The 1,318-nt window shown below is 67.0% G+C and carries 2 protein-coding genes; both read left to right on the top strand.

The features are described 5' to 3' along the window. The first annotated feature begins 80 nt into the window (after positions 1-80). Positions 81-383, top strand: a complete 303-nt coding sequence (locus AB0C26_RS46415; RefSeq protein WP_360261780.1) for a transposase — start codon at positions 81-83, stop codon at positions 381-383. Further along, positions 380-1,273: an IS3 family transposase gene (locus AB0C26_RS46410; protein ID WP_360261778.1), complete on the top strand. Its 894-nt coding sequence runs from the start codon at positions 380-382 to the stop codon at positions 1,271-1,273. Before AB0C26_RS46415 ends, AB0C26_RS46410 begins: the two co-directional genes overlap by 4 nt. Positions 1,274-1,318: the final 45 nt, after the last annotated feature.

Here is a 1,318-nt window from a genome sequence, read left to right as displayed (position 1 = left end):
CTGGGCCTGCCCCGTTTTGACGGACATCCGAGATCAGGAGCCGGTAGGGCTCCGGGAGGATGTCCAGCATCATGGAGAGCGTGGGAAAGAAGCGATCGAGGCCGCGGCGGGCGTTTACGCCTGAGTTCAAGGCCGAGATCGTCGAGTTGTGTCAGCGTGGTGACCGCACGGTTGGGCAGGTAGCGCGGGATTTCGACCTGACCGAGACCGCGGTCCGGGCGTGGGTCAAGCAGGCCGAGCTCGACGCCGGTAGCCGTAGCGACGGGCTGACCTCGGACGAGCGGGCCGAGCTGACCCGGCTGCGGCAGGAGAACCGGCGGCTGCAGCAGGACAACGACATCTTGAAGCGGGCCACGGCTTTCTTCGCCAGGGAGATCCGGTGAACGTGTATCCGTTCATCGAGGCGGAGCAGGCCGGCAAACACAGCGTCAAACGTGCGTGTGAGCTGCTTCAGGTCTCCCGGTCCGCCTACTACACCCGCAACCGGCAGAGCGCGCGTAAGCGTGCCGACGAACAGCTCACCGCCAGAATCGTCGAGATCCATGCGGTGTCGAAGGGGACCTACGGGGCGCCGCGAATCCACGCCGAGCTCGCCGACGCCGGCCTACGACACGGGCGTAAACGCATCGCCCGGCGGATGCGCGCGGCCGGGATCGCCGGCAAGAGCCCGCGCCGCTGGCAGTTCACCACGATCCCGGATCCGGACGCGGCGAAGCGGCCGGACCTGATCCGGCGGGACTTCACCGTCGACCCGGCAGCCATCAACACCCGCTGGTGCGGCGACATCACCTACATCAACACATGGGAAGGCTGGCTGTATCTGGCCACCGTCATCGACCTGGCCACGCGCCGGATCGTGGGCTGGGCCGTGGCCGACAATCTCAAGACCGACCTGGTCGATGCCGCCCTGACCGACGCGCTGCGCCGCCGCCGGCCCGCCGACGGGCTCGTTTTTCATTCCGATCGCGGCTGTCAATACACCAGTGCCCAACACGCCCGCCTCGCCAGCGAGAACGGGGTGCGGCTGTCGGTCGGCCGGCGCGGCCAGTGCTGGGACAACGCGGTCGCCGAGTCGTTCTTCGCGACCATCAAAACGGAACTCATCCACCGGCAGGCCTGGCCCACCCGCACCGCGGCCCGACAGGCGATATTCGAGTACATCGAGGGCTGGTACAACACCCGACGCCGGCACTCTAGCCTCGGCTATCTCAGCCCAGCCGCCTACGAGACCGCAACCATCGCCCCGCTGTTACCGTCCCTCAAAGCAGCCTGAAAGGATCAACACATCAACCCTGTCCGTCGAATCGGGTCAGGCCCA

Source organism: Actinoplanes sp. NPDC048796, from assembly GCF_040650035.1.
Lineage (GTDB): Bacteria > Actinomycetota > Actinomycetes > Mycobacteriales > Micromonosporaceae > Actinoplanes.
Note: the sequence above shows the minus strand (reverse complement) of the source record. Positions and strands in the feature narration are given on the sequence as shown.